Here is a 19,637-nt window from a genome sequence, read left to right on the forward strand (position 1 = left end):
CGTGCCGAGGCATCCGTCATTCTCGTGGCGCCCCGCGGGAACGACGCCGATGCGCTGCCGACGACGCCCCGAACCGCAGGGCACTCCCCTGGATCGGCAGGAATCGAACGCGACCTGACCGCGCCCGCAGGGCCGCTGTTTTCTTCGCTGTCGTAGCGTGGAGGCATGACCGATGCACTCTCGTACTTCTCCGCCAAGCTCGCCGTCGAGACCGACGCCTCCGACGTGTACGCCGCACAGAAGGACGGAGAGGCATTCGTGCTGGTGGACGTGCGCGGCGACGAGGCGTGGGAGCAGGGGCGCATCAAGGGCGCCATCCACATGCCGTACCGCAAGATCGCGGAGCGTGCACCGCGCGAGATCGATCCTTCGACCCGCGTCGTGGTCTATTGCTGGAGCCCCGGCTGCAACGCCGGCGCGAAGGGCGCCGTCGAGTTCGCGAAGCTCGGCTACGCCGTCAAAGAGATGATCGGCGGATACGAATACTGGGTGCGCGAGGGCCAGCCTACCGAGAACGACGAGGGTGAACTCCCCCGCGTGTTCGACGCCCAGGTGATGGTCGTCCGCGCGAAGGTCGCGGGCTGATCGGCCCGGTCAGGCCGACTCGAGCCCTTCCATGAAGCGCGTCGCTGCCGCGCCGTAGAACGACGTCGGCGCGAGCTCTGCCCGGCGGGCCGCCAGGCCGCGTGTGCGCCGTAACTCAGGATCGACGACGTCGCACACAACCGCGGTGACATTGTCGCGACTGCCGGCATCGAGGGCGAGGGCGACGCACGCCTCGGCAGCTGCCGCCGCATCCGGGATGTTCATCAGAAGTGCGCGGATCTCGGCATCCGGAACATAGTCGGTGAGCCCGTCGCTGCACAGCAGCCATCGATCCCCCGCCGGCGCATCGAAGGCGATCACCGTGGCGGTGTCACGCTCAGCGCCGCTGAGGGACGCGGTGATGAGGTTGCGACGAGGGTGCGAGGCGGCCTCCGCGATCGACACGAGGCCTTGGTCCACCAGAGCCTGGACGAGCGAGTCGTCGCGGCTCACCTGCACCAGCTGCCCGCCGCGCAGCCGGTACGCGCGGGAGTCGCCGGTGTGAGCGAGCAGGACGCCGCCGTCGCGCGCCACGAAGATGCCGGTGAAGGTCGTGGCCATGCCGCGGAGCGAGGGATCGCGCTCGACGTGGGCGCGCAGATCCCAGTTCGCCGAGCGCACGCTGTCCGCGAGCTGCACGGGCTCGAGCCCGTCCAGCCGACCGGCCGCCAGGCGGTGGATGAAGGTCGCCGAGGCCAGGTCGCCGGCAGGTCCGCCGCCGACCCCATCCGCGACGGCGGCTCCCCAGGACGACGTGAACGCGGCATCCTGGTTGGTCGCGCGGTGCAGACCGATGTCAGAGCACGCGGCCGCACGCAGACGCGCCCGGGTCCCCGTCATGGACGGGCACCCGGGCAGTGTGCGTGGTGAGCCACGCGAAGCGTCAGATCGCCGATCAGCGGGCGAAGTAGCCGCGGTAGTACTCGTACACCCAGCCGACGATGGCGACCACGAAGACGCCGATGCCGATGGGCATGAGCCAGGCGCCGACCGCGAGGCCGATCATGCCGAGCGCCGCCGAGAAGGCGAGCACGATGGGCCACCACGACCAAGGGCTGAACTCACCGAGCTCCGGGTCACCGTCGTCGATGTCGGCCGTCAGGCGGTCCTCGGGGAGCTCGCCGCCCTGGGCATTGTGCACGCGGCCGATGTAGAAGGCGATGAGCGCAGCCATCATGGCGGTGAAGAGCAGCGCGACACTGCCGACCCACTCGATCGAGAGGGTGATCGTCTCCCACATCTGCTGGCCGCCCGTGGCGTTGGTGTCCCAATGCGAGAGCAGGTTCCACGCGGTGTAGATCACCGCCACGACCAGGAAGAACGCGGACAGCAACCACCAGAGTCCGGTGTTCGTGCGCACCTTACTTCACCTCTCCCTCGGCGAGGTCTGCAACCGGGGCTTCGGGGGCGTCCTTCGCCGGTCCGACGCCGACGGGGATGCCCGCCTCGGGGTGGTTCAGGTCGAACGCGGGCCGCTCGCTGCGGATGCGCGGGATCGACGTGAAGTTGTGCCGCGGCGGCGGGCACGAGGTCGCCCATTCGAGCGACGCGCCGTAGCCCCACGGGTCGTTGACCGTCACCCTGGGCGCCTTGCGCGACGTGATCCACACGTTGAAGAGGAAGGGGATCATCGAGGCGCCGAGGAGGATCGCGCCGATCGTCGACACCTGGTTCTGCCAGGTCCAGCCGTCCGCCTCGGAGTAGTCGGCGTAACGGCGGACCATGCCGTCCACGCCCAGCCAGTGCTGGATGAGGAAGGTCATGTGGAAGCCGATGAACAGCATCCAGAAGTGCACGTAGCCGAGGCGCTCGTTGAGCATCCGGCCGGTCCACTTCGGCCACCAGAAGTAGAAGCCGGCGAACATCGCGAAGACGACCGTGCCGAAGACCACGTAGTGGAAGTGCGCCACGACGAAGTACGAGTCCGACAGGGCGAAGTCGAGCGGCGGCGACGCGAGGATCACGCCGGTGAGACCGCCGAAGACGAACGACACCAGGAAGCCGAGAGCGAAGACCATCGGCGTCTCGAACGTCACCGACCCTCGCCAGAGTGTTCCGATCCAGTTGAAGATCTTCACGCCCGTGGGCACGGCGATGAGCATCGTCATCAGGGCGAAGAAGGGCAGCAGCACGGCCCCCGTGACGTACATGTGGTGAGCCCACACCGCGACCGACAGCGCCGCGATGGCGATCGTCGCGTAGACGAGGGTCTTGTAGCCGAAGATCGGCTTTCGGCTGAAGACCGGGAAGATCTCCGAGACGATGCCGAAGAACGGCAGCGCGATGATGTACACCTCGGGGTGACCGAAGAACCAGAACAGGTGCTGCCACAGCAGCACGCCGCCATTGGCGGGGTCGTAGATGTGGGCGCCGAGGACGCGGTCCGCGGCAGCGGCGAGGATCGCGGCGGCCAGCACCGGGAAGGCCATCAGGACCAGGATGCTGGTGATCAGCGTGTTCCACGAGAAGATCGGCATGCGCCACATGGTCATGCCGGGCGCGCGCATCGTGATGATCGTGGTGATGAAGTTCACCGCGCCGAGGATGGTGCCGAAACCGCTCATGCCGAGGCCGAGCATCCAGAGGTTTCCGCCCGCACCCGGAGAGAAGCTGGCGTTCGCGAGCGGCTGATAGGCGAACCATCCGAACGACGCCGCGCCCTGCGGGGTGAGGAATCCGGCGACGGCGATCGTCGATCCGAACAGGAACAGCCAGAAGGCGAACGCGTTCAGACGCGGGAACGCGACATCCGGCGCACCGATCTGCAGCGGCAGGATCGCGTTCGCGAAGCCCGCGAACAGCGGCGTCGCGAACATCAGCAGCATGATCGTGCCGTGCATCGTGAAGAGCTGGTTGTACTGCTCCTTCGTCGGGATGATCTGCATGCCGGGCTCGAAGAGCTCTGCACGGATGATCAGCGCCATCACTCCGCCGAGGAGGAAGAAGATGACGGACGAGATGAGGTACAGGTAGCCGATCGTCTTGTGGTCGGTGGACGTGATCCACTTGACGATGATGTTGCCCTTCTGCTCGACGCGCGAAGCGCTGAGCAGGGCGGCCTGACGCGGCGGCAGGGTGGTCGGGCGACCCTGCGTCGTCTCCTGGAGCGGAAGCGTCGTCGCCATGATCAGTGGTCTCCCTCTTCGTCTGACGCCTCGCCGGTCGCACCCGTTCCCGGGGCGTTCTGCAGGCGGTCGTACGCGTCATTGATGTCACCGGTCTGACCGGCGTCGCGGAGCGACTCGAGGTAGTCCTCGTACTCGTCTTCGCTCACGACCTCCACGTTGAACAGCATCGCGGAGTGGTACTCGCCGCAGAGCTCGGCGCACTTGCCGGCATAGGTGCCCTCGCGGGTCGGCGTGAAGGACCAGAAATTGTCCTTGCCGATGTACATGTCCTTCTTGTAAAGGAAGTCGATGATCCAGAACGAGTGGATGACGTCGCGCGACTGCAGCTTGATCTTGACCGTCTGGTCGACCGGCAGGTACAGCGTCGGCAGTTCCGCTTCGTCGCGGTCGCCGTTGGGAGCGCTCTGCGCCTGGACGCCCATGGTCCAGACGGTGTCGTCGTCGGACTCGCCGTCGTACTGGAAGTCCCAGGCCCACTGCTTGCCGATCGCCGTGATCGACACGTCGGGCTCGTCGTACTGCGTCTCGAGGATCGTCTGATCGCGCGCGGTGAAGGCGAAGAAGCCGATCACCAGGATGAGGGGCACGATCGTGTAGAAGATCTCGATCGGCATGTTGTAGCGCAGCTGGACGGGAAGGCCCATCTGACCCTTGCGACGGCGGTACGCGATCGCGGCCCACCCCATGAGGCCCCATGTGACGACGCCGACGGCGAGGAGGACGATCCAGGAGTTGACCCAGAGACCCGCGACCATGTCGGTGCGGTTCGTGGCCGGCTGGCCGTCTTCGGTGAACCCGGGGAGGAAGCCGTGCAGCTCGGTCGGGGTGCATCCGGCGAGGACTGCTGCCGTTGCGATCCCGAGCGGGAGAACGGCCCAGCGGATACGGCGTTTCGAAGGCACTGTGCACCTTTCCGATCACGAACAGGACTCTTGCCAGTCTAGGGCAAGCGCCCAGGGGATTCAGGCCATCCGCCCAGGTTGAATCGCGTCCCGCAGATCGAAAAAGGCGGGCCCGGCCGCTATTCGAAGCGTGCCGGACCCGCCGGAAAAGTGTCGGAGCGCCGACCGTCAGTGGAAGCTGTCGCCGCAGGCGCAGGAACCGGCCGCGTTGGGGTTGTCGATCGTGAAGCCCTGCTCCGAGATGGTGTCCTTGAAGTCGATCGTGGCGCCGTCGAGGTAGGGGACGCTCATGTCGTCGATGATGACCTCGACGCCGTCGAAGTCGACCGTCTTGTCACCGTCGAGGTAGCGCTCGTCGAAGTAGAGCTGGTAGATCAGGCCGCTGCATCCACCGGGCTGCACGGCGACGCGCAGGCGCAAGTCGTCGCGCCCCTCCTGGTTCAGCAGGTTCTTGACCTTGACGGCGGCGGCGTCGGTCAGCAGCACACCGTGTTCGTTCGCGGTCTGCTCGGTCGTCAGTGCGGTGTCGGTCATGGCACTCCTCCGGAAGGGCCGCCCGGATCGATCATCCACTGCAGGCGGCGGGATGACGTCGATTCTACGCGTGCCCGCCGAGAGGAGGCTCCGAGATCGGCGTGTCCACGCCGATCCCGGAGACTCGCCTACGCCTGCGGGGTGCGCGCGTCGAGCTTCTCGAGCAGCAGCGCCTCGGCCAGCACGGCGTTGCGGAACGTCTCGAGGTGCAGCGATTCATTCGGGCTGTGCGCCTTCGAATGCGGGTCCTCGACGCCCGTGACGAGGATCTGTGCGCCGGGGAACTCCCGGACCAGGTCCGCGATGAACGGGATCGATCCGCCCACACCGATGTCGACGGACTCGACGCCGTAGCCCTCGTGCAGCGCCTCCCGCGCGGCCGCGACAGCCCAGCCCGAGGTGTCGACCAGGAATGCGTCGCCGAAGTCCTGGTCGCTGAACGAGAGCTGCGCGCCGAACGGCGCGTGCTGCCGCAGGTGGGCTTCGATCGCCGCGTACGCGTCGCGTGCACGCTGACCGGGGGCGATGCGGGCGCTGATCACGACCGAGATCTCGGGGCTGAGCGTGTTCGAGGCGTTGACGACACTCGGCGCGTCGATGCCGGTCACCGTGATCGACGGCTTGTTCCAGATGCGGCTGAGGATCGTGCCGCGGCCGATCGGCGAGACGCCGGGGGGCAGCCCCGCCTCGTCGCGCAGTGTCTCCTCGCTGTACGGCGGGGTGTCGGCATCCCGTTCCGAGAGTCCGGCCACGGCGACCGCGCCGTCGTCGTCCCAGAGCGTCGAGAGCAGCTTGACGGTGGCCATCATGGCGTCAGGGACCGCACCGCCGAACATTCCGGAGTGCGACGCGTGCTCGAGCGTGCGCACGCTCAGGGTGAAGCGGGTGTTGCCGCGCAGCGACACCGTGAGCGCAGGAGTCTTCGCGTCCCAGTTTCCCGAGTCGGCGACGACGATCACATCGGCGCGGAGCGCGTCGGCGTTGTCGGAGAGGAACTGTGCGAACGAGCGGGATCCCGCCTCCTCCTCGCCCTCGAAGAACAGCACGACACCGAGGTCGAAGTCGTCGCCGATGCCCTCTTTGAGCGCGCGCAGCGCCGCGACGTGCGCCATGATGCCGGCCTTGTCGTCGGCCGCGCCGCGACCGTACAGGCGACCACTGCGGACCGTCGGCTCGAACGGCGACGACTCCCAGAGCGACTCATCGCCCACCGGCTGCACGTCGTGGTGCGCATACAGCAGGATGGTCGGCCGCCCGTTGCGGGCCGCCCGGGTGGCGAGCACGGCCGGGTTGCCCTGCTCTCCCGTCTCCGGCACCGCCGCGGTGCGGATCTCGACCGTCTCGAAGAGCCCGGTCTCGCGTACGAGGGCGGCGACGGACTCTGCGCTGCGCTGCACCTGCTCGGGGTCGAACCCCGGGAAGGCGACGGACGGGATGCGCACCAGGGTGCCGAGATCGGCGAGGGCGGACGGGATGCCGGATGCCGCGGCATCGCGCACAGCATCCTGTCGGGAGAGCTCAGACGTCATGCGGGTAATCTTAAGTGCACCCCTACTCCGCACATCGAGGATCATCCGTGGCCAAGACACCTGCAGCACCCTCGTCCAACGACGCACCGTCGGAGGGCACCGCGCTGAACGGCGTCCCCCTCGGCGGTCCCTCGCCCAAGGGACGCCCCACTCCTTCCCGCGCCGAGCAGGAGGCCGCCCGCAAGCGCCCCCTCGTCGCCGACACGAAGGAGGCGAGGGCGCGCGCGAAAGCCGACCTCGCCACTCAGCGGGAGAAGGCCCGCATCGGCATGGCCAACGGCGAGCAGCGCTATCTGCCGGCACGTGACCAGGGCCCGCAGCGCAAGTTCGTGCGCGACTGGGTCGACGGCGGCTGGCACCTCGGCGAAGCCGTCATGCCCGCGATGGTGCTCGTCATCCTGGCGACGTTCCTGCCCCTCCCGGCCGTGCAGTACTACGCCTTCGTGGGTCTGTGGATCTTCATCTTCTTCGTGATCGGCGACATGGTCATCACATCCATCACCGTCAAGCGCGCCGCCAAGAAGAAGTTCGGCGAGGGCAAGGTCGAGAAGGGCCTCGGCTGGTACGCGGCGATGCGCACCGTCCAGATGCGCTTCCTGCGTCTGCCCAAGCCGCAGGTCAAGCGCGGCCAGAAGCCGGTCTGAGCCCGCACTGCCGCAAGCCTGCCCGCGCCGGCGTCACCGGGCTGCTCAGCGCCGCTTCGCGAGCCCGCGGTTGATCTGCCGCGCCCACAGCGGGCCGCGGTAGAGGAACGCCGTGTAGCCCTGCACCAAGGTCGCTCCGGCAACCAACCGCTCCCGCACGTCGTCGGCGGTCTCGACGCCGCCGACGGAGATGACGCAGAAGGCGGCAGGAACCGTCTCGCGCAGCAGTCGCAGCACCTCGAGCGCGCGCGCCTTCAGCGGCGCCCCCGACAGACCGCCGTCGCCGGCAGCGGCGACCACTGCGGGGTCGGTGACGAGCCCGTCGCGCGAGATCGTCGTGTTCGTGGCGATGATGCCGGCCAGTCCTGCATCGACGGCGAGCTCTGCGATCGCGACGACCTCGTCGTCGGGCAGGTCGGGCGCGATCTTGACCAGCAGCGGCGTGGTGCCCGCGGCCTGACGCACCGCGTCCAGCAGCGGCCGCAGCGTCTCGGCCGCCTGCAGCCCGCGGAGTCCCGGAGTGTTCGGCGACGACACATTGACGACGAGGTAGTCGGCGAGCGGCGCCAGCAGCGTCGCGCTGCGCACATAGTCGGCGGTCGCGTCCGCGACCTCGACGACCCGGCTCTTGCCGATGTTGACGCCGAGCACCGTGCGCCGCGAGCGGCGGCGCAGCCGGCGGAGCCGCGTCGCGGCAGCCGCGGCGCCGTGGTTGTTGAAGCCCATGCGGTTGACGACGGCGCGGTCCGGGATCAGGCGGAAGAGTCGCGGGCGCGGGTTGCCGTCTTGCGGGATCGCCGTCACGGTGCCGACCTCGACGTGACCGAAACCCAGCGCGTGCAGGCCCGCCGCACCCTTGACGTCCTTGTCGAAGCCCGCGGCGACACCGAACGGCGAGTCGAACGTGAGGCCGAGCGCTGTCGTCGCCAGCTGCGGGGCGGGCCGGGTGATCGCACGCGCGACCCACGAGAAGGGCGGGACCCCCAGCATCCGGATCACGACCATCGCGCTGTGGTGGGCGGACTCAGGATCCATGCGCGACAGCACGGTGCGGAAGAGGAGGGGATACATCCCTCCTAGGCTATCCGGTCACTCCCCCGCGACCGCCGCGCTCTCGTCCGCGGCGCGGGCGCGGCCATGATCGACGCGCAGCTGCTCGATCGCCGTCTCGAAGTCCTCGAGCGAGTCGAAGGCCTGGTAGACACTCGCGAACCGCAGGTAAGCCACCTCGTCCAGTTCGCGCAGCGGCCCGAGGATCGCCAGGCCGATCTCGTTGGCGTCGAGCTGCGAGGCACCGGTCTGGCGGATGCTCTCCTCCACCGTCTGGGCGAGCACCGCAAGATCCGCGTCCGTCACCGGACGCCCCTGGCACGCTTTGCGCACGCCCGACATGACCTTCTCGCGGCTGAAGGGCTCGATCACGCCGGAGCGCTTGATGACGTTGAGGCTGGCGGTCTCGATCGTCGTGAAGCGGCCACCGCATTGGGGGCACTGACGACGGCGACGGATGCTGAGACCGTCGTCGCTGGTGCGCGAATCGATGACGCGCGAATCGGCGTGGCGGCAGAACGGGCAGTGCATGGCAGAGACAGCCTACGCCGGGAATCCGGTCTCAGTCCTGGAACCGGGCTGTGATCGCTTCGCCGTGGGCGGGCAGGGCCTCGGCCTCGGCCAGGGTCACGATCGCGTCGCGGACGACCGAGAGCGCGTCGCGGTCGTACTCGATGACCTGCTGCGTGCGCAGGAACGTCGCGGCCGACAGCCCGGCGGCGTACCGGGCCTGGCCGCCGGTGGGCAGCACGTGGTTGCTGCCGGCGAGGTAGTCGCCGAGGCTGACCGGCGAGTCCGGCCCCACGAACACCGCGCCCGCGTGGACGAAGTCGCCGGGGCGGGGGTCGGCCAGGTGCAGCTCGAGGTGCTCCGGCGCGTAGGCGTTCGAGAACGCCGTGGCCGCGGCGAGGTCGTCGACGAGCACGATCGCGGACTGCGGGCCGGCGAGTGCCGTGGCGACGCGCTCGGCGTGCCGCGTCGCCGCCACCCGCGGGGCGATCACTGCGAGCACATCGTCCGCGAGGCGCTCGGAGGTCGTCACGAGCACGGCGGAGGCCTGCTCGTCGTGCTCGGCCTGGCTGATGAGGTCGACGGCGACCAGGCGCGCGTCGGCGGTCTCGTCGGCGACCACGAGGATCTCGGTGGCGCCGGCTTCGGCATCCGTCCCGACCAGACCCGCGACCGCCCGCTTGGCAGCCGCCACGAAGTTGTTGCCGGGGCCGGTGACGACGTCCACCGGCTCGAGGCCGAGGGATGCGACGCCGTGCGCGAGCGCGCCGATCGCTCCCGCGCCGCCCATCGCGTACACCTCGGTGACGGCGAGGAGCCGTGCGGCGCCGAGGATCACCGGGTGCACCCGGCCGCCGAACTCGCGCTGCGGCGGTGAAGCGAGCGCGATCTCGCTCACGCCGGCGACCTGCGCCGGCACGACGTTCATCACGACGCTCGAGGGGTAGACGGCCTTGCCGCCCGGAACGTACAGACCCACGCGACGCACCGGCTGCCACCGCTGCGTCACCCGGGCGCCGGGTCCGAGGTCGGTGACGGTCGGCGCGGGAACCTGGGCTGCGGACGCCACCCGCACGCGCGCGATGGCCTCTTCGAGCGCCGAGCGCACCGCCGGGTCGAGCGCCGCAAGGGCCTCGTCGAGGTGCGCGGCGGGCACCCGGATGTCGTGGCCGGTTGCACCGTCGAACCTCTCGGCCTGCTCGCGCAGAGCCGCCTCGCCGCGAGAAGCCACGTCGTCGACGATGTGCACTGCCGTCGCGAGGGCCTCTTCCCGGGCCGCTGCGGCACGGGGAACGGTCGCGAGGAGTTCGGCGGGCGAGAGCGTGCGCCCGCGCAGGTCGATCGTTCGGAGCATCCGTCTACGGTACCGCGCGGGCGGACGCGCTCAGCCGCGCGTGACGCCGGAGACGTCGTGCAGGTAGCCGATGCGGCCGTCCTCGTGGCGCACCACGAAGGCGTCGCCGCGATCCTCGATGACGAGCGCCCAGGCGGTCGGCCCGATGCGGAACACGGGGATGCCGATCTCGTCGACGATGTCGCGCTCCTCGGGAACGAGGGCCCAGAACGCCTGGTGCTGCGGCGCGGTCGCCGCAGCGGGTTCGACGGTCGACGACGGGTTCTCGACGTGCTCGAACGACTCGCGTGCGTGGACCGGCTCGGTCGCGGCCTCGGGCCGGTCGGCGGCCACGGTGGTCGCTGTCGCGGCCGCGGCGACGTCGGCACGCGCATCGGCGTCGGCGTCCTGCTCGTCGAGCGGGAGGACCGTGGTCTCTGCGTCGTCGTACGCGCCGCGGGGCGTATCGTCGACGCCCGCGTCGGCCGTGGCCTCCGAGCCGTCGGCAGACGCCGCGTACGGGGTCGCGGGTGCCTGCGCGGCGTGCGCCGGGGCGGCTTCGTACGCGTTCTCGTCGGCGGTGGCGGTGTCCTCCGAGTACGGAGCGTCCTCGTCGGCGGCGGGCTCCGGTCGCACGAACGCCGGGCGCGGCGAGACCGGCAGCACCGGACGGGCGTTGCGATGGGCCGGAACCTCGGGGCGCCCGCGGAAGTCCTGCGCGAACGGCGCGATGAACGGCGCCAGCACGGTCAGGAAGACGCCGGCGAGCATGAGGAAGAACTCCACCCACACGACCCAGGTGCCGAGGAAGGCGCGTCCGCTGGCGAGCTGGATGAACGAGTTCCAGATGATGGTGAGCCACAGCACTGTGGCGACCGAGAACGCGACGGATGCGAACTGGTCGATCCCGAGCGACCCGACCCGGCGGATGCCCTGCGGCGAGAGCCGGCGCAGCACGATGAGGAACACGGCCACGGTGGGCACCCCGACGGTGAGGACCCAGTCGATCCCGCTGCTCCAGACCGAAGGGCCGACGCCCAGGTCTCCGTAGATCGGGAAGAACGACACGACGAATGCGACGAGCCACGTGCCCGCGAGGGCCACCTCACGGATCGAGAACGGCCCCACTCCGTACTGCGGCGGCTCTTCGGTCGCAACCGCCTCGTCGATGTTCCCGTCCTGCTTCTCGTCCGTCACAATCGTCCCTTCCGGCGGACCTGAGGCCCGCGTCGACCCGATATTACCCACGGCGCATGAGACCGCGATGAGACCACGCGAGACACCGCGACATTCGTCGTCGCCTTCGCGTCACCGCGTCATCCCAGGCACTGCGGCCCGAGAAGACCCTTCAGCTCGCCATACAGATCAGGGGTGATCCGCACCGTGTGCGGCACCTCGAAAACCTTCGCCACCGTGCCGCTGTGGAGCTTGAGCGACACTTCGGTGTCACCGGCGTGGCGGGTCAGGGTCTGCAGCAGCTCGCCGATGAGCGCCTCGCTCGCGCGCCGCTCGGGCATGACGAGGATCAGCGAGCTCGAGTCATCCGTCGTCCCCAGGTCGGGGGTGAAGGCCGACTGCGCATGCAGGTTCATGCCGTCGTCGCGTCGCGACACCCGTCCTCGCACCACCAGGATCGAGTCGGCCACCAGCATGTGCTGGAACTCGGTGTAGGTCTTCCCCATGAACATGACGGTGATCTCGCCGTCGAAGTCCTCAACCGTGATCATGCCGTACGGATTGCCGCTCTGCTTGGCGACGCGATGCTGCACGCTGGTCACGAGGCCGGCGATCGTCACCTGGTCGCCGTCGCCGATATCCTCCGACGCCAGCAGGTCGTGGATGCTCGTCGAGGCGTGCTTGGCGAGCGGGATCTCGAGACCAGCGAGCGGGTGGTCCGACACGTAGAGGCCGAGCATCTCGCGCTCGAAGGCCAGCTTGTCCTTCTTGGTCCACTCCGGCCGCGGCGGCACCTTCGGCGGCGCCACCTCTTCGACGGCGTCGTACAGGCTGTCGAAATCGAACCCGATGGCGCCCTGCGCCTCGTTCCGCTTGCGGTCGACGGCCGCTTCGGTCGCATCCTCATGCACCTCGAGCAGAGCACGCCGGGTGTCGCCCATGGAGTCGAACGCTCCGGCCTTGATGAGCGATTCGATGGTGCGCTTGTTGGCCACATGCATCGGGACTTTGACCAGGAAGTCGTGGAACGACGCGAACGTCGCCTCCTTGCGTGCGGTGACGATGCCGTCGACGACGTTGGCGCCGACGTTGCGGACGGCGCCGAGTCCGAATCGGATGTCCTCCCCCACTGCCGCGAAGTAGCGGATCGACTCGCCCACGTCAGGCGGCAGCACCTTGATGCCCATGCGGCGGCACTCGTTGAGGTAGACCGCCATCTTGTCTTTGGAATCGCCCACGCTGGTCAGCAGCGCCGCCATGTACTCGGCGGGATAGTGGGCTTTGAGGTACGCGGTCCAGTACGAGACCAGGCCGTACGCGGCCGAGTGCGCCTTGTTGAACGCGTAGTCCGAGAAGGGCAGCAGAATGTCCCACAGCGCCTTGATGGCGTCATCGCCGAAGCCGCGCTCCTTCATGCCGCCGGAGAAGCCCTCGTACTGCTTGTCGAGCTCGGACTTCTTCTTCTTGCCCATTGCGCGGCGGAGGATGTCTGCTTGTCCGAGCGAGAAGCCCGCCACCTTCTGCGCGATCGCCATGACCTGCTCCTGATAGATGATCAGGCCGTAGCTGGTGTCGAGGATGTCCTTCAGCGGCTCTTCGAGCTCGGGGTGGATCGGCGTGATGTCCTGCTGACCGTTCTTGCGCAGGGCGTAGTTGATGTGCGAGTTGGCACCCATCGGGCCGGGCCGGTACAGCGCGATGACGGCCGAGATGTCCTCGAAGTTATCGGGCTTCAGAAGGCGCAGGAGCGACCGCATCGGGCCGCCGTCGAGCTGGAACACGCCGAGGGTGTCGCCACGGGTGAGCAGGTCGTAGGCGTCCCGATCATCGAGCGCGAGATGCTCGAGGTCGAGCTCCTCGCCCCGGTTCATCCGGATGTTGTCGAGCGCGTCGGAGATGATCGTGAGGTTGCGCAGCCCCAGGAAGTCCATCTTGATGAGCCCGAGGGTCTCGCACGACGGGTAGTCGAACTGCGTGACGATCTGGCCGTCCTGCTCGCGGCGCATGATCGGGATGATGCCGAGCAGCGGTTCGCTGGACATGATGACGCCGGCGGCGTGCACGCCCCACTGACGTTTGAGTCCCTCGAGCCCCAGCGCGCGGTCGAAGACCGTCTTCGCATCGGGGTCGGTGTCGATGAGCGCGCGGAATTCGCTTGCCTCCTTGAACCGCGGATGCTGCGGGTCGAACATGCCGTTCAACGGCATGTCCTTGCCCATCACGGCCGGCGGCATCGCCTTCGTGAGACGCTCTCCCATGCTGAACGGGAAGCCGAGCACACGCCCCGCGTCCTTCAGCGCCTGCTTCGACTTGATCGTCCCGTAGGTCACGATCTGCGCGACGCGCTCAGAGCCGTACTTCTCCGTGACGTAGTCGATCACCTCGCCGCGGCGACGGTCGTCGAAGTCCACGTCGAAGTCGGGCATCGAGACGCGGTCCGGGTTGAGGAACCGCTCGAAGATGAGGCCGTGCTCGAGCGGGTCGAGATCGGTGATGCGCATGGCGTAAGCCACCATCGAGCCGGCGCCGGAGCCACGGCCGGGGCCGACTCGGATGCCGTTGTCCTTCGCCCAGTTGATGAAGTCGGCGACGACCAGGAAGTAGCCGGGGAAACCCATCTGGAGGATGATCCCGGTCTCGTACTCGGCCTGCTTGCGAACCTTGTCGGGGATGCCGTCGGGATAGCGGTAATGCAGCCCCGTCTCGACTTCCTTGACGAGCCAGCTGTCTTCGGTCTCGCCGTCGGGGACCGGGAAGCGCGGCATGTAGTTCGCGCTCGTGTTGAACTCGACCTCGCAGCGCTCGGCGATGAGGAGGGTGTTGTCGCAGGCTTCCGGATGCTCTCGGAAGATCTGGCGCATCTCCTGGGCGGTCTTGATGTAGTAGCCGTCGCCGTCGAACTTGAATCGGTTCGGGTCGTCCAGCGTCGAGCCGGACTGCACGCAGAGGAGGGCCGCGTGCGCGTCGGCCTCGTGCTGGTGGGTGTAATGGGAGTCGTTGGTCGCGACGAGCGGAATGCCGAGATCCTTCGAGAGGCGCACCAGGTCGGTCATGACGCGGCGCTCGATCGAGAGCCCGTGGTCCATGATCTCGGCGAAGTAGTTCTCCTTGCCGAAGATGTCCTGGAACTCGGCGGCCGCCGCGCGCGCGGCGTCGTACTGACCGAGCCGCAGACGCGTCTGCACCTCGCCGGACGGGCAGCCCGTCGTCGCGATGAGACCCTTGCCGTAGGTCTCCAGCAGCTCCCGGTCCATGCGCGGCTTGAAGTAGTACCCCTCCATGCTCGACAGCGAGCTGAGCCGGAAGAGGTTGTGCATGCCCTCCGTGCTCTGACTCCACATCGTCATGTGGGTGTAGGCGCCGGAGCCCGAGACGTCATCGCTCTTCTGCTCGGGCGAACCCCATTGGACGCGCGACTTGTCGCTGCGGTGCGTGCCCGGGGTCACGTACGCCTCGAGGCCGATGATCGGCTTCACACCCGCCGCCTTGGCCGCGTTGTAGAACTCGAACGCCGCGAAGGTGTTGCCGTGGTCGGTGACGGCGATCGCCGGCATGCCGTAGTCCGCCGCCGCCTGGGTCATGGCGCCGATTTTGGCGGCGCCGTCGAGCATCGAGTACTCGCTGTGCACGTGCAGATGAACGAAGGAGTCGGATGCCACGGATCGAGTCTAGGTACGGTCTCGGACACTCTCGCCACGGCCTCCGCGAGTCCGCGGACTCTCCTGGCGAGGTCGCCTCACCTTCGAGTTGAAGGTCACTGTGTTGAAGGTCGTTGCGATGCGCGAGTGCGCCGAGCGGATGCCTCCGCCCGGCGCCCTCGCGGCCGGCTCCCGGTCCGCGATCAGGGCGCCGAATCGACGATCGAGACCGTCGACACCGTACGACTCTGCCAATCGGGGACGCCCTCGAAGGCCACGGGCTCGTCGTACTCGCCCATCCCCCAGTTGGTCGACTGCACGACGTAGCCGCGTGCGGTGTCGAGCACGAACTCCACACGAGCCGGTCCCGCTTCGAAGTCTCGCTCGTATGCGAGCGTGGTCAGGTCACCGTCGGTCGCGACGACTTCTACACCCGGAAGGGACGCGAACGCTCTGAGCATCCCGGCGCGCGCGGTCGCCGGCGCCAGGTTGAACGACATGAGGTCACCGATGGTCTCGATGAAGAAGTGCGCCATGCCGTCGGGCTCCCCCTCCGCGCCATACCGCTCCTCGAACCACGCGACCACCCCGTCGGGATCCGTCGGCATGTCCTCGTACGTCTCGCGGCCGTCCAGGTAGTAGGTCACCACGTCACCATCGCGACCGCCTTCGGCGACGCCGGCGGGGTACCGCGTGATGCCAGCCAATCCCAACCCGGGGTTCAGCTCACGACTCCACGCCTCGGCGGCCTCGGCGGCACGCGGGCCGACCGACTCCGTGACTTGGTAGGGACTCCGCTCGCGCACCCATTCACCCGCGGGGTCCGCGGGCACATAGACGCTCGACTCATCCTCGATGAGGATCACGGCTTCCGCCTCCGAGCGGAAGGCGTTGTTGAACTTCGCACCGGCCGGCATCTGCTCGTCGTACGTCGTGAGCGACGTGAATGCGGTGTTGACCCGTGTGTAGCTGCCGGCCGGCACGACTTCCTCTGCGGCCCGGATGCTCGCCGCCGCCGCCTTCTCCAGCACCTGTGCCGCAGCCGACGCTGTCGGCGCTGTGGCCGGCACCGCGACGAACCCGATCACCAGTGCCGTCGCCGCCAGCCCGCCGGCCAGCGCCGAGCCGCCGATCCAGCGGACGGTGCGGCGGCGGGTGGCCGCGGCATCCGCTCGCACCTCCCGGGCGATCTCGCTGAGCAGCGCCCGTCGTGCGGCGCCGATCCCCTCGTCGGAAAGGGTCGGGGCGTCCCGCCCGAGGTCACGCACTCGTTCCATAAGCTCCATCGGTCTCCTCCTTCGCGATCCACGTGAGTCGGACGGACGCGTGCGACCCCGGCGGCGCGAGCTTGCGCCGCACCCGGTTCAGGCGCGATCGCACGGTGCCGACGGGAACCCCGAGCGCCATGCCGATCTCCTCGTAGGTGAGGTCGCCCCACGCGTACAGGAGCAGCGTCTCGCGGTCTCGCGGGGCCAGCGCCGCGATGCGCGGTGCCAGCGCACGCACGGCGGACGAGGCGTCCGCCCGGTCACCGGCCGCCTCGATCGCGCCGTCACTCGTGTGATCGCCGCGGGAGACGGATGCCTCGAACGAGCGCCACTGCCGGGCTTCTTCGGTGCGATGCTTCTTGATCACGCGCGACGCGATGCCGAGAAGCCAGGGCTTCGCCGATTCCCACGTGGCATCGAAGTCGTGCCGACGCCGGAACGCGACGAGCATCGTCTCGCTCAGCACATCTTCCGCGGCGTGGGATCCGACCCGGCGGGCGGCGAACGCCCCGATCACCCGTGCGTGCCGCTCGAACACTTCCGCGAACGCGGAGGGTGCATCGACGGACCGGCGGATGATCTCGCTGTCTGTACTCACAACGGGTATTGCCGGATACTGCGGGGACGGTTCACGGAATCTCAGAACTCGGTCTCTCAGAAAGTCGGTCGCTCAGAAGTCCTCATCGAGCGCGTACTGCTGCTGCCATGAGTGCGGCCGGTCGATGCCGAGGCCGTAGAGGTACCGAATGAGCTGGCCCTGATGCTGCGTTTCGTGCTCCAGGAGGGCGAGGACGTAGCGGAGCGAGTCCTCGTCGCCGGCGTCGATGCCGGCGACCCACTCATCGATGTCGGCGGCCGTCTGGACGAAGGCGGCACGGAGTGCCGCGGCATCCGTGGTCTCATCCCGCGCGACGGGGCTCGTGAAGCCCTGCCACTCCCCCGCGCGGGCGGCCTTCGGGAAGCTCTCGCGCGCGCCGAGTACGCACCACAGCTGGTGGCCGATCGCGTCGGACGGCAGATCGCGCAGACGCGAGCCCAGGTGCTTGGCCGGGATCGTGTCGACGAAGTCGAGGTAGAGCGTGTTCGCACGTTCGAGGCGGCGCTGCAGGAGGTGGTTCACGCGTCCACGCTAGAGGTCGCGCCGCATGAGCACACGGGGGAATCCCGAGAGCACCGACGTCGTGTCGGCCGCCTTGGCGAAACCGGCCTGCTCGAACAGGCGCCGTGTGCCGACGTAGGCCATCGTGAGGTCCACCCTCGCATCGCCGTTGTCGACCGGGTATCCCTCAATCGCGGGAGCGCCGCTCTGCCGCGCGAAGTCGACGGCTCCGTCGATGAGCGCATGCATCACACCCTTCTTGCGGTGGCCCGGCCGCACCCGGAAGCACCAGAGCGACCACACGTCGAGGTCATCGACGTGCGGGATCTTGCGGAACGTCGCGAAGTGCGTGCGGGTGCGGGGTGCGACGGCCGCCCAGCCGACGGGCTCGTCGCCGTCGTATGCGAGCACGCCGATCGGACCCTCCTCGTCCATGAGCCGGCGCACGCGTTCGGCGCGCTCCGGCCCGCGCAGAGCGGTCGCCTCCTTCGCCGGGATGCGGTAGCTCAGGCAGAAGCACACGTTCGACTGCGGGTTCTTCGGCCCCACCAGAGCCGCCACGTCGTCGAACACCGTGGCCGGCCGCACTTCGATCGCCATGCGACCAGTGTGACCACGGCATCCGACATCCGCCATACGCCGACACCGCCGTGGCGGCACCTGCCGACGCGCCGGCCCGCAATACGGTGAGTGCATGCCGACCCCCGACTTCGTCCTCGATCTGCGCCGATTCGTCGGCACCCGCCCGCTGCCGCTCGTCGGTGTGACCGCTGTCGTGCTCCGCGAGGGACAGGTGCTGCTCGGGCGCCGCAGCGACAACGGGCACCTCACACCGGTGACGGGCATCGTCGACCCGGGCGAGGAGCCCGCCGATGCCGCGGTGCGCGAGACGCTCGAGGAGGCCGATGTCGTGTGCCGCGTCGAACGGCTCGCGTGGGTGCACCAGATCCCGCGGGTCACTTACCCGAACGGCGATCAGTCCGACTACCTCGACCTCACCTTCCGCTGCACGTGGGTGTCAGGAGACCCGTACCCGGCAGACGGCGAGATGACCGAGGTCGGCTGGTACGACGTCGATGCGCTCCCGGAGCTCGAGCTGCCCGACATGCGCCGGCGGATCGAGTTCGCGCTGCGGGACGAGCACGTCGCCCGGTTCGAGGGCGGCCTCTGACCGGTCACCCGCACCGCGCGGAGGCGTGCGGGCGCGCGCGATCAGTCGCCGCGCAGCACCTCGAGCGCGTGGGCGAGGTCGGCGGGGTACGCCGACGTGAAGGTGACCCAGTCCCCCGTGGCCGGGTGGGCGAATGAGAGCTCGTGCGCGTGCAGCCACTGCCGGGTGAGGCCGAGTCTCGCTGACATCGTCGGGTCGGCGCCGTAGAGCGGATCGCCGACGCACGGATGCCGGTGGGCGGCCATGTGCACCCGGATCTGGTGCGTGCGACCGGTCTCGAGATGGATCACGAGCAGCGACGCACCGGGGAAGGCCTCGAGCGTCTCGTAGTGCGTGATCGAATCCTTGCCGTCGGGGGTGACGGCGAACTTCCATGAGTGCGAAGGATGCCGCCCGATGGGCGCGTCGATCGTGCCGGCGAGCGGGTCGGGGTGCCCCTGCACGACGGCGTGGTAGATCTTCTCGACCTCGCGCTCCTTGAAAGCGCGCTTGAGCGCGACGTACGCGGACTCGGTCTTGGCGACGACCATGAGCCCGCTGGTGCCCACGTCGAGGCGGTGTACGACGCCCTGGCGCTCCGCAGCGCCTGTCGTCGCGATGCGGTAGCCGGCGGCGGCGAGGGCGCCCAGCACCGTCGGACCCTCCCATCCCAGCGAGGGGTGTGCGGCGACGCCGGTGGGCTTGTCGACGACCACGATGTCGTCATCGTCGTAGACGATGCCGAGGTCGGGCACCTCGACCGGAATCACGCGCGGCTCTTCCTTGGGGGTCCACGCCACGTCGAGCCAGGCCCCGCCCCGCAGCTTGTCGGATTTCGAGAGCGTGCGCCCGTCCATGGACACGCCGCCGGCATCGGCCACGTCGGCCGCGAAGGTGCGCGAGAAGCCGAGCATCTTCGCGAGCGCCGCATCGACGCGAGCGCCGTCGAGCCCGTCGGGAACGGGGAGGCTGCGGGATTCCATGTCAGATCTCGGCGTCGCGCCCGGGCCGCCGGGTCTCCGGCTCGGCCTCGAACTCATCCGCCTGGCGCTCGGCCGCTTCCTCGACCGCGAGTTGCTCGCTCGCGCTCA

Annotated in this window: 19 protein-coding genes; 3 read left to right on the forward strand and 16 right to left on the reverse strand. The window is 68.8% G+C overall.

The window, feature by feature from the left end:
- The first annotated feature begins 165 nt into the window (after positions 1–165).
- On the forward strand, positions 166–585 hold the full coding sequence (locus tag B2K11_RS17420) for a rhodanese-like domain-containing protein (protein WP_163620198.1): 420 nt from the start codon (positions 166–168) through the stop codon (positions 583–585).
- A 9-nt stretch (positions 586–594) separates the two neighbouring features.
- Here B2K11_RS17420 and B2K11_RS17425 read toward each other — a convergent pair whose 3' ends face one another.
- The 6 genes from B2K11_RS17425 to B2K11_RS17450 all read right to left on the reverse strand — a co-directional run bounded on the left by B2K11_RS17425 (position 595) and on the right by B2K11_RS17450 (position 6,678).
- Positions 595–1,425, reverse strand: coding sequence for a protein phosphatase 2C domain-containing protein (locus B2K11_RS17425; RefSeq protein WP_163620200.1), 831 nt, complete (start codon positions 1,423–1,425; stop codon positions 595–597).
- Positions 1,426–1,480: 55 nt separating this feature from the next.
- Positions 1,481–1,945: a cytochrome c oxidase subunit 4 gene (locus B2K11_RS17430; RefSeq protein ID WP_163620202.1), complete on the reverse strand. Its 465-nt coding sequence runs from the start codon at positions 1,943–1,945 to the stop codon at positions 1,481–1,483.
- Position 1,946: 1 nt separating this feature from the next.
- Positions 1,947–3,710 carry a cytochrome c oxidase subunit I gene (gene ctaD, locus B2K11_RS17435; protein WP_163620204.1) on the reverse strand — a complete coding sequence of 588 codons (1,764 nt, stop codon included), beginning with the start codon at positions 3,708–3,710 and terminating at the stop codon, positions 1,947–1,949.
- 2 nt (positions 3,711–3,712) lie between these two features.
- The gene (coxB, locus tag B2K11_RS17440) at positions 3,713–4,615 is read right to left on the reverse strand and encodes a cytochrome c oxidase subunit II (protein WP_163620206.1); all 903 of its coding nucleotides are present in this window, start codon (positions 4,613–4,615) and stop codon (positions 3,713–3,715) included.
- A 168-nt stretch (positions 4,616–4,783) separates the two neighbouring features.
- Positions 4,784–5,149 (reverse strand): iron-sulfur cluster insertion protein ErpA, encoded by a 366-nt coding sequence (erpA, locus tag B2K11_RS17445; RefSeq protein WP_163620208.1) that lies wholly within the window; start codon positions 5,147–5,149, stop codon positions 4,784–4,786.
- A 128-nt stretch (positions 5,150–5,277) separates the two neighbouring features.
- Positions 5,278–6,678, reverse strand: a complete 1,401-nt coding sequence (locus tag B2K11_RS17450) for a dipeptidase (RefSeq protein WP_163620210.1) — start codon at positions 6,676–6,678, stop codon at positions 5,278–5,280.
- A 47-nt stretch (positions 6,679–6,725) separates the two neighbouring features.
- Here B2K11_RS17450 and B2K11_RS17455 point away from each other — a divergent pair, with 47 nt between their 5' ends.
- Entirely contained in the window at positions 6,726–7,322 is a 597-nt protein-coding gene (locus B2K11_RS17455; RefSeq protein WP_163620211.1) for a DUF3043 domain-containing protein, read from the forward strand.
- A gap of 45 nt (positions 7,323–7,367) precedes the next feature.
- Here B2K11_RS17455 and B2K11_RS17460 read toward each other — a convergent pair whose 3' ends face one another.
- From B2K11_RS17460 to B2K11_RS17500, 9 genes are all read right to left on the reverse strand, one after another.
- Positions 7,368–8,393 carry a quinone-dependent dihydroorotate dehydrogenase gene (locus B2K11_RS17460; protein ID WP_163620213.1) on the reverse strand — a complete coding sequence of 342 codons (1,026 nt, stop codon included), beginning with the start codon at positions 8,391–8,393 and terminating at the stop codon, positions 7,368–7,370.
- A gap of 18 nt (positions 8,394–8,411) precedes the next feature.
- A complete protein-coding gene (gene nrdR / locus B2K11_RS17465) occupies positions 8,412–8,903 on the reverse strand; it encodes a transcriptional regulator NrdR (RefSeq protein WP_163620216.1) in 492 nt (163 codons plus the stop codon).
- Between the two features lie 31 nt (positions 8,904–8,934).
- The gene (hisD, locus tag B2K11_RS17470; RefSeq protein ID WP_163620218.1) at positions 8,935–10,236 is read right to left on the reverse strand and encodes a histidinol dehydrogenase; all 1,302 of its coding nucleotides are present in this window, start codon (positions 10,234–10,236) and stop codon (positions 8,935–8,937) included.
- A 30-nt stretch (positions 10,237–10,266) separates the two neighbouring features.
- Positions 10,267–11,412, reverse strand: coding sequence for a hypothetical protein (locus B2K11_RS17475; RefSeq protein WP_239526209.1), 1,146 nt, complete (start codon positions 11,410–11,412; stop codon positions 10,267–10,269).
- Positions 11,413–11,531: 119 nt separating this feature from the next.
- Positions 11,532–15,050 (reverse strand): DNA polymerase III subunit alpha, encoded by a 3,519-nt coding sequence (gene dnaE, locus B2K11_RS17480; protein ID WP_163620220.1) that lies wholly within the window; start codon positions 15,048–15,050, stop codon positions 11,532–11,534.
- Positions 15,051–15,232: 182 nt separating this feature from the next.
- Complete coding sequence (locus B2K11_RS17485) at positions 15,233–16,315, reverse strand: hypothetical protein (protein WP_163620222.1); 1,083 nt, start codon at positions 16,313–16,315, stop codon at positions 15,233–15,235.
- Positions 16,290–16,895: an RNA polymerase sigma factor gene (locus tag B2K11_RS17490; protein ID WP_163620224.1), complete on the reverse strand. Its 606-nt coding sequence runs from the start codon at positions 16,893–16,895 to the stop codon at positions 16,290–16,292. The genes B2K11_RS17485 and B2K11_RS17490 overlap by 26 nt, the downstream gene beginning before the upstream one ends.
- 72 nt (positions 16,896–16,967) lie before the next feature.
- Positions 16,968–17,417, reverse strand: coding sequence for a hypothetical protein (locus B2K11_RS17495; protein ID WP_163620226.1), 450 nt, complete (start codon positions 17,415–17,417; stop codon positions 16,968–16,970).
- Between the two features lie 9 nt (positions 17,418–17,426).
- Complete coding sequence (locus B2K11_RS17500; protein ID WP_163620228.1) at positions 17,427–17,996, reverse strand: GNAT family N-acetyltransferase; 570 nt, start codon at positions 17,994–17,996, stop codon at positions 17,427–17,429.
- Positions 17,997–18,090: 94 nt separating this feature from the next.
- On the opposite strand from B2K11_RS17500, the gene B2K11_RS17505 reads away from it, so the two are divergent.
- On the forward strand, positions 18,091–18,567 hold the full coding sequence (locus B2K11_RS17505) for an NUDIX domain-containing protein (RefSeq protein ID WP_163620230.1): 477 nt from the start codon (positions 18,091–18,093) through the stop codon (positions 18,565–18,567).
- Positions 18,568–18,608: 41 nt separating this feature from the next.
- Here B2K11_RS17505 and B2K11_RS17510 read toward each other — a convergent pair whose 3' ends face one another.
- Positions 18,609–19,529, reverse strand: a complete 921-nt coding sequence (locus B2K11_RS17510; protein ID WP_163620232.1) for an RluA family pseudouridine synthase — start codon at positions 19,527–19,529, stop codon at positions 18,609–18,611.
- Positions 19,530–19,637: the final 108 nt, after the last annotated feature.

Origin of the sequence: Microbacterium sp. B35-30 (assembly GCF_010634855.1) — a bacterium.
In the GTDB taxonomy this organism is placed as follows: Bacteria; Actinomycetota; Actinomycetes; order Actinomycetales; family Microbacteriaceae; genus Microbacterium.

Bases quoted from the DNA above. Each gene is read 5' to 3' on its own strand.
- B2K11_RS17425 (WP_163620200.1), bottom strand. From the start codon at position 1,425: ATGACGGGGACCCGGGCGCGTCTGCGTGCGGCCGCGTGCTCTGACATC.
- B2K11_RS17485 (WP_163620222.1), bottom strand. From the start codon at position 16,315: ATGGAGCTTATGGAACGAGTGCGTGACCTCGGGCGGGACGCCCCGACC.
- B2K11_RS17460 (WP_163620213.1), bottom strand. From the start codon at position 8,393: ATGTATCCCCTCCTCTTCCGCACCGTGCTGTCGCGCATGGATCCTGAG.
- erpA (WP_163620208.1), bottom strand. From the start codon at position 5,149: ATGACCGACACCGCACTGACGACCGAGCAGACCGCGAACGAACACGGT.
- B2K11_RS17450 (WP_163620210.1), bottom strand. From the start codon at position 6,678: ATGACGTCTGAGCTCTCCCGACAGGATGCTGTGCGCGATGCCGCGGCA.
- hisD (WP_163620218.1), bottom strand. From the start codon at position 10,236: ATGCTCCGAACGATCGACCTGCGCGGGCGCACGCTCTCGCCCGCCGAA.
- B2K11_RS17500 (WP_163620228.1), bottom strand. From the start codon at position 17,996: ATGGCGATCGAAGTGCGGCCGGCCACGGTGTTCGACGACGTGGCGGCT.
- ctaD (WP_163620204.1), bottom strand. From the start codon at position 3,710: ATGGCGACGACGCTTCCGCTCCAGGAGACGACGCAGGGTCGCCCGACC.
- B2K11_RS17510 (WP_163620232.1), bottom strand. From the start codon at position 19,529: ATGGAATCCCGCAGCCTCCCCGTTCCCGACGGGCTCGACGGCGCTCGC.
- nrdR (WP_163620216.1), bottom strand. From the start codon at position 8,903: ATGCACTGCCCGTTCTGCCGCCACGCCGATTCGCGCGTCATCGATTCG.
- B2K11_RS17420 (WP_163620198.1), top strand. From the start codon at position 166: ATGACCGATGCACTCTCGTACTTCTCCGCCAAGCTCGCCGTCGAGACC.
- B2K11_RS17505 (WP_163620230.1), top strand. From the start codon at position 18,091: ATGCCGACCCCCGACTTCGTCCTCGATCTGCGCCGATTCGTCGGCACC.